Genomic DNA, 6572 nt, shown 5'->3' with positions numbered 1-6572 from the left:
GCCCGACCCCGCACCCGCGGTCCCGCCCGCGCCGCCGGTCCCGCCTGCGCCGCCGGTCCCGCCCGCGCCACCCGCACCGTCGTACGGACAGCCCCCCGCCGGGCCCCCGCCGGCCCCCGCCTACGGCCAGCCGCCCGCCGGGTACCCCCCGCAGGCGTCCCCGKACGGTCAGCCTGCGCCCGGCGGCTACCCGCCGCCTCCGCCGCCGCCCGGCTACGGCCAGGGGGCCCCGGGTGCCTACCCGCCCCCGGTCGGTGGCTACGGAGCACCCGTCCAGGCCTCTCCGATCGGTGAGGCCTACTCGTACGGCTGGAAGAAGTTCACGCAGCAGGGCGGCCTGTTCATCCTCGCCGCGCTGGTGTGGTTCGTCGCCGCGATCATCCTGCTGTCCATCGTCGGCGCCATCTTCGGTGGCTTCGGGGCGCTCTTCTACCCGGACGGCGACATGTCCGCGGGCATCTCGCTCGGGTTCTCGCTGGGGACGTTCGTGTTCTCCGCCGTGGCCGCGATCGCCGGCTACCTCATCCAGGCGGCGTTCATCCGGGCGGCGCTCGACGTCACCGAGGGTCGGCAGCTGAGCTTCGGCGACTTCTTCAGGATCGTCGAGCCGGGGCCGGTCATCCTCACCGCGCTGATCCTCGCTGTGGTGAACGCGGTGCTCAACGTCGTCCCGTTCTTCGGCGGGCTGATCGCGCTCGCGGTGAACTTCCTGCTGCTGTTCACCTTCTGGTTCGTCATCGACAAGCGCCTGGCGCCGATCGACGCCATGAAGGCCAGCTACCAGCTCGTCACGGCGAACCTGTCGACGACGATCCTGTTCTACCTGCTCAGCATCGCGATCTTCATCGGCGGTGCGATCCTCTGCGGCGTCGGCCTGCTGGTCGCCGTGCCGGTCGTGCTGCTCGCGACGGCGTTCCTGTTCAAGCGCCTGCTCGGGGACCCGATCGCGGCCTGATCGTCTGCACGGGTGCCCGGTCGACCCCTGGTCGGCCGGGCACCGTCATGCCGTGACGAAGTCGATGAGCTCCTCGACGCGGCCCAGCAGGCTCGGCTCCAGGTCGGCGTAGCTGCGCACCGACCGCAGGATCCGCTGCCACGCCCGGGCGACGTCCGCCTGCTCGTCCGCGGGCCAGCCGAGCTCGCGCAGGATCCCGTGCTTCCACTCGGTGCCGCGCTCGATGACTGGCCACGCGGACAGCCCGATGCGCTCGGGTCGGACGGCCTGCCACACGTCGACGTACGGGTGCCCGAGCACGAGGACGGAACCCGCGGGGTGACCGCGGACGGCGTCGGCGGCGATCCGGCTCTCCTTCGACCCGGACACCAGGTGGTCCACCAGCACCCCCACGCGGCGACCGGGGCCGGGGGAGAAGTCACGCAGGGCGTCGGCGAGGTTGTCGACGCCGTCGAGCAGCTCGACCACCACGCCCTCGAGCCGCAGGTCGTCGCCCCAGACCTTCTCCACCAGCTCGGCGTCGTGCTTGCCCTCGACCCAGATCCTGCTGCCGCGGGCCACGCGAGCGCGGGCGTCGTGCACGGCGACGGACCCCGAGGCCGTCCGGGTGGGCTTCGCAGGTGCCGGGGCGCGCACGGGGGCGGTGAGCGCCACGGGCTCGCCGTCGAGCCAGAAGCCGCGACCCAGCGGGAAGGTGCGGGTGCGGCCGCGCCGGTCCTCGAGGACGACGACGTGCTGGCCGCCCGACTTCTCCACCCGGACGACGGCGCCGACCCACCCGGTGGTGACCTCCTCGACGACGAGGCCGGTCTCGGCGGGCTGCGGGCGGCTGGTGCGGGTGGGTCGGTGGTGCGTCGAGCCGGAGCCCCCGAGCACGTCCGAGCCGTAGCGGTCGTCGTTCACCCGGGCAGCCTAGGGGTCTCGGTCACGCCCTCACCGGACGCCGCCCCGTGAGTCTCCCGCCCCCGGCGTAGCATTGGCACTCCTGTGCGGGGAGTGCTACCCCGTGGTGACGACGGAGGAGGCGACATGAGCGAGGACCGGCGGCTGGACGTGCTGCGCGCGATCGTCGAGGACTACGTCGCCACCAAGGAGCCTGTGGGCTCGCGCGCGCTCGTCGAGCGGCACTCGCTCGGCGTCTCGCCCGCGACCATCCGCAACGACATGGCCGCCCTCGAGGAGGGCGGGTACATCGCCCAGCCGCACACGTCGGCCGGCCGGGTGCCGACGGACAAGGGCTACCGGCTGTTCGTCGACCAGCTCTCGACGGTGAAGCCGCTGTCCAGCCCGGAGCGCCGTGCCATCGGCACGTTCCTGGAGAACGCGCAGGACCTCGACGACGTCGTCGACCGGGCCGTGCGGCTCATCGCGCAGCTGACGCACCAGGTCGCCGTGGTGCAGTACCCGTCCCTGCGGCGCTCGGCGCTGCGGCACGTGGAGCTCGTCCCCGTCGGCTCGCGCCACCTGCTCGTCGTGCTCATCACCGACACGGGCCGCGTCGAGCAGCGGACGCTGGAGCTGGTCACGGACCTCGACGAGGCGGTGGTGGCGCGGCTGCGGTCGCGCCTGAACGTGAGCGCGGCCGGGCGTCGGCTGTCCGAGCTGCCGGTGGCGCTGGGCGAGCTGACCGACGCGTTCGCGCCCGCGGACCAGGCGCTCGTCAACGCGGTCGTCGCGGTGCTCGAGGAGACGCTGGCGCAGGAGTCCGAGGAGCGCGTGGTGCTGGCCGGCACCGCCAACCTCGCGCGCGTCGGCAGCACCGACGTGCGCGCGATCGGCCCGGTGCTCGAGGCGCTCGAGGAGCAGGTGGTGCTCCTGCGGCTGCTGTCCGAGATGGCCGAGGACCATGCGACGGTCGCGGTGCGCATCGGCCGCGAGACCCAGCACGACGGGCTGTTCGAGACGAGCTTCGTGACCACCGGCTACGGCGACGAGGGTGGTGGCTCGGTGGCGCGCATCGGCTCGATCGGCCCGCTCCGGATGGACTACCCCGGCACCATGTCCGCGGTCCGCGCGGTGGCCCGGTACCTGACGCGCATCCTCGCGCAATGACGCCCCCGACAACCTGTCCTGACACCTGCCCAGAGACACCTGGAAGCGAGCAGACCCTCCTGTGACCGACTACTACGAGATCCTCGGCGTGCCGCGCGACGCGACGCCGGAGCAGATCAAGAAGGCGTACCGCAAGCTCGCCCGCGAGCACCACCCCGACGTCGCGGGGGCGGACGCCGGCTCCGAGGACACGTTCAAGGACGTCTCCCGCGCGTACGACGTCCTCGGCAACCCCGAGAAGCGTCGCGCCTACGACCTGGGCGGGGACCCGTCGTCCCCCGGCGGCGGCATGGGTGGCGGCTTCGGCTTCCAGGACATCTTCGAGACGTTCTTCGGTGCCGCCACGGGCGCGGCGGCGCAGCGCGGCCCGATCCCGCGGGCCCGCCGGGGTCAGGACGCCCTCGTGCGGCTCGACCTGGACCTCGCCGAGGTCACGTTCGGCGTGCACCGCGAGGTCCCGGTGGACACCGCGGTGATCTGCCCGACCTGCAGCGGGTCGTGCTGCCGTCCGGGCACGTCGCCGCGCACCTGCGAGGTCTGCGGCGGCCGCGGGTCGGTGCAGCGCGTCGCACGCTCGTTCCTCGGCCAGGTCATGACCACGCAGCCCTGCGCCGCGTGCCACGGCTTCGGCACCGTCATCCCCGAGCCGTGCACCGAGTGCTCCGGCGAGGGCCGGGTCCGCTCGCGCCGCACGCTGGCCGTGGACGTGCCCGCCGGCGTGGACACCGGCACGCGGATCAAGCTCACCGGCCAGGGCKAGGTCGGTCCGGCCGGCGGTCCGGCCGGAGACGTCTACCTCGAGGTGCGCGAGCGCAAGCACGACACGTTCGTGCGGCGCGGCGACGACCTGCACGCCACGCTCGAGGTGCCGATGACCGCGGCCGCCCTGGGCACCGTGCTCACCTTGGACACGCTGGACGGTCCGCAGGAGGTCGACCTGCGTCCCGGCACGCAGCCGTCCCAGATCGTCTCGCTCAAGGGTCTCGGCGTCGGTCACCTGCACGCCCCCGGTCGCGGTGACCTGCACGTCCATGTCGAGGTGCACGTGCCGACCGCCATGGACGACGAGCAGGCGGAGCTGCTGCGCCGGCTCGCGACCCTGCGCGGCGAGGAGCGTCCGGAGGCGCGGCTCGCGGCGTCGAGCTCCGGCGTGTTCGCCAAGCTGCGCGACAAGCTCTCCGGTCGGTGAGCGTGACGGCGACGGCCGCGTCATGAGCGCGCCCGTGTTCCTGGCCGAGCCCGGCTCGCTCGACGCCGTGACCGACGGCGCGACGTACCTGCTCGATGGCACCGAGGGCCGCCACGCCGGGGTCGTGCAGCGCCGCAGCCCGGGGGAGCGGGTCGACGTGGTGGACGGTTCCGGCGTCCGGCTCGTCGGGGTGGTCGGCGAGGTGACTTCCGAGGGCGTGCTCGTGCACGTGCAGCAGCGCGTCGTCGAGCCGGCACCCGCCGTGGCGCTGGTGCTCGTGCAGGCCCTCGCCAAGGGGGACCGCGACGAGATGGCCATCGAGGCGGCCACCGAGGTCGGTGTGGACGTCGTGGTGCCGTGGCAGGCGGAGCGGTCGATCGTCGTCTGGCGCGGCGAGCGTGCGGCGAAGAGCCGGGCCCGGTGGCTGGGCACCGTCAGGGCCGCCGCGAAGCAGTCGCGACGGGCGTGGGTGCCCGCGGTGGAGGCCGCGCTCGACGGGCGGGGGCTGGTCGAGCGGGTGCGTGCTGCGGTCGCGGCCGGCGGGGTGGTGCTCGTGCTGCACGAGGAGGCGACGGAGCCGATCGCCGCGACGACGCTGCCCGACGCGGGCGAGTGCCTGGTCGTGGTCGGCCCCGAGGGCGGCATCGGCGACGGAGAGCTCGGCCGCCTGGTCGACGCCGGAGCACGCGCCGTGCGGCTGGGGCCGCACGTGCTGCGCACCTCGACGGCCGGCCCGGTCGCGCTCGCGCTGCTGGCCGAACGACTGGGTCGCTGGAGCTGATCCGCTCGTCGCGGGGAATGCTGTGGGCACAGCCTCGTAGACTGGGGGACGTTCTTCGAACCCGCACCGACCTAAGGAGCGCACGGCGCCCGCCGAGCACATGGCCGAGTCCACATCCGCAGCGCGTTCCTCCGGCGCACCCGCGCGCGTCGAGCACCGGATCAGCGTCCCCTCCGAGGYCTCGATGGTCGAGCTGCTCGGACTCCGTGACGAGGTGCTGCGCACCATCGAGTCCGGGTTCACCACCGTCGACATCCACGTGCGCGGCAACGAGGTGACGCTTGCCGGCCCGGTCGGTGACGTGGCCCTGGTGTCGCGGCTCGTCGACGAGCTGGTGGAGATGGCGGCGGGTGGCACGCCGCTCACCCCCGACGTCGTGACGCGCTCGGTCGCCATGCTCACCGCGGCGTCGGCTGCCCGCCCGGCGGACGTGCTGTCGTTCAACATCCTCACCGGCCGCGGCCGGACCATCCGCGCCAAGACCTCGGGGCAGAAGGACTACGTCGACGCGATCGACCGGCACACCGTGACGTTCGGCATCGGACCGGCGGGCACCGGCAAGACGTACCTCGCCATGGCCAAGGCCGTGCAGGCCCTGCAGGACCGCAAGGTGCACCGCATCATCCTCACCCGACCTGCCGTCGAGGCGGGCGAGCGCCTGGGATTCCTGCCGGGGAGCCTGTCGGACAAGATCGACCCGTACCTGCGCCCGCTGTACGACGCGCTGCACGACATGGTGGACGCCGAGTCCATCCCGCGGCTCATGGAGGCCGGGACCATCGAGGTGGCTCCGCTGGCGTACATGCGCGGGCGCACCCTGAACGACGCGTTCATCATCCTCGACGAGGCGCAGAACACCTCGGTCGAGCAGATGAAGATGTTCCTCACGCGGCTCGGGTTCGGGTCCAAGGTCGTCGTCACCGGGGACATCACGCAGGTCGACCTGCCGTCGTCGCAGACGTCCGGTCTGCGCGTCGTCGAGCAGATCCTCTCCGGGGTCGAGGACGTCTCGTTCTGCCGGCTGACGTCGTCGGACGTGGTCCGGCACCGCCTGGTCAGCGACATCATCGACGCGTACGCGCGCTGGGACAGGAGCTGAGGCGGCCGTGAGCGTCGAGGTGAACAACGAGTCCGGGTACGACGTCGACGAGGCGGAGTTCGCCGCTCTGGCGCGGTACGTGCTCGACGAGATGCACGTGCACCCGCAGACGGATGTGTCGATCCTGCTGGTCGGCACCGACGTGATGACGGACCTGCACGTCAAGTGGATGGACGAGCCCGGGCCCACGGACGTGCTGTCGTTCCCCATGGACGAGCTCCGACCCGGCCGCGAGGGCGACCCGACGCCCGCGGGCCTGCTCGGCGACGTCGTCCTGTGCCCGGAGGTCGCGGCGCAGCAGGCGCGCGCGGCGGGCCACTCGACCGCGGAGGAGCTGCTGCTCCTGACCACGCACGGGATCCTGCACCTGCTCGGGTACGACCACGCGGAGCCGGAGGAGGAGAAGGAGATGTTCGCGCTCCAGCGCCGGCTGCTGCTGACGTTCCTGGCGTCGCGATGACGGACATCCCCGCCGCGCTCCTCGTGGTCGTGGCCG

General features: G+C 73.0%; 7 protein-coding genes. 6 read left to right on the top strand and 1 reads right to left on the bottom strand.

All coding sequences use genetic code 11. The annotated features are described in order from the left end of the window. On the top strand, positions 1-955 hold a 955-nt coding region (locus tag AC1DUQ_RS14955; protein ID WP_477074055.1), incomplete at its 5' end, for a hypothetical protein. A gap of 45 nt (positions 956-1000) precedes the next feature. Here the strand turns inward: AC1DUQ_RS14955 and AC1DUQ_RS14950 are convergent. Further along, entirely contained in the window at positions 1001-1858 is an 858-nt protein-coding gene (locus tag AC1DUQ_RS14950; RefSeq protein ID WP_477062418.1) for a DUF3097 domain-containing protein, read from the bottom strand. 126 nt (positions 1859-1984) lie between these two features. On the opposite strand from AC1DUQ_RS14950, the gene hrcA reads away from it, so the two are divergent. The 5 genes from hrcA (at position 1985) to ybeY (ending at position 6536) form a co-directional block, all read left to right on the top strand. Further along, entirely contained in the window at positions 1985-3007 is a 1023-nt protein-coding gene (gene hrcA, locus AC1DUQ_RS14945) for a heat-inducible transcriptional repressor HrcA (protein WP_477074054.1), read from the top strand. Positions 3008-3068: 61 nt separating this feature from the next. Next, a complete protein-coding gene (gene dnaJ / locus AC1DUQ_RS14940) occupies positions 3069-4196 on the top strand; it encodes a molecular chaperone DnaJ (protein ID WP_477074053.1) in 1128 nt (375 codons plus the stop codon). Between the two features lie 22 nt (positions 4197-4218). Next, a complete protein-coding gene (locus AC1DUQ_RS14935) occupies positions 4219-4977 on the top strand; it encodes a 16S rRNA (uracil(1498)-N(3))-methyltransferase (RefSeq protein WP_477062421.1) in 759 nt (252 codons plus the stop codon). A 100-nt stretch (positions 4978-5077) separates the two neighbouring features. Next, the gene (locus AC1DUQ_RS14930) at positions 5078-6076 is read left to right on the top strand and encodes a PhoH family protein (protein ID WP_477074052.1); all 999 of its coding nucleotides are present in this window, start codon (positions 5078-5080) and stop codon (positions 6074-6076) included. Positions 6077-6083: 7 nt separating this feature from the next. Next, entirely contained in the window at positions 6084-6536 is a 453-nt protein-coding gene (gene ybeY, locus AC1DUQ_RS14925; RefSeq protein ID WP_056090211.1) for an rRNA maturation RNase YbeY, read from the top strand. The last annotated feature ends 36 nt before the right edge of the window (positions 6537-6572 follow it).

It is taken from the genome of Cellulomonas sp. P4_B5_2, assembly GCF_056402235.1.
This window is presented reverse-complemented; position numbering and strand designations above follow the sequence as displayed.

Excerpts from the sequence above, each read along its gene's own strand:
- hrcA (WP_477074054.1), top strand. The coding sequence starts at position 1,985 with ATGAGCGAGGACCGGCGGCTGGACGTGCTGCGCGCGATCGTCGAGGAC.
- AC1DUQ_RS14935 (WP_477062421.1), top strand. The coding sequence starts at position 4,219 with ATGAGCGCGCCCGTGTTCCTGGCCGAGCCCGGCTCGCTCGACGCCGTG.